At 42.4% G+C, this 639-nt stretch carries 3 tRNA genes; all 3 read right to left on the bottom strand.

The annotated features are described in order from the left end of the window. Positions 1-299 precede the first annotated feature (299 nt). Positions 300-375, bottom strand: a tRNA-Val gene (locus F0228_RS25650). Between the two features lie 33 nt (positions 376-408). Continuing rightward, a tRNA-Lys gene (locus tag F0228_RS25645) sits at positions 409-484 on the bottom strand. Positions 485-486: 2 nt separating this feature from the next. After that, positions 487-562: transfer RNA gene (locus F0228_RS25640), tRNA-Glu, on the bottom strand. Positions 563-639 lie beyond the last annotated feature (77 nt).

The raw sequence follows: 639 nt of genomic DNA, 5'->3' as shown, positions 1-639 counted from the left end.
GTTTTTGGTTGTAACAAGAAGGGTTAGTTCTTATTACGTGTTTGCCGGACTCAATGTGATTCAAACAAGTTTGAATCGAATACAAGACACTTGAATGTGTTTGTGTTGTGTTTATCCAAAGGATAAACATTGAGAACTTTTAATTTGATTAACTCTTAGAGTTAATCAGTCAGCTTTCCAAATTGTTAAAGAGCATGTATTCCGAAGAATGCATTTTCTAAAGACTCTCACAGTCGAAAAAACCAACCAACAACATAAGAAGTGGTTTGGAGTTTTAACTTCCAAGAATATTTAGAGAATGGTGGGCGATACCGGGCTCGAACCAGTGACCCCCTGCTTGTAAGGCAGGTGCTCTCCCAACTGAGCTAATCGCCCACTAAAAGTTTTAATTCCTTCGTGGAGAAAGAATGGTGGGTCGTGCAGGATTCGAACCTGCGACCAATTGATTAAAAGTCAACTGCTCTACCAACTGAGCTAACGACCCAATGGTATCCCGTAGGGGAGTCGAACCCCTGTTACCGCCGTGAAAGGGCGGTGTCCTAGGCCTCTAGACGAACGGGACACTGGATTGAAGAACTTGGGAGTTCTTCGTCTCTTTTACTTTCTAAACCTAATCAATCTGTGTGGACACTTATCGTG

Source organism: Vibrio sp. 99K-1, from assembly GCF_013114585.1.
GTDB lineage: Bacteria > Pseudomonadota > Gammaproteobacteria > Enterobacterales > Vibrionaceae > Vibrio > Vibrio chagasii_B.
This window is presented reverse-complemented; position numbering and strand designations above follow the sequence as displayed.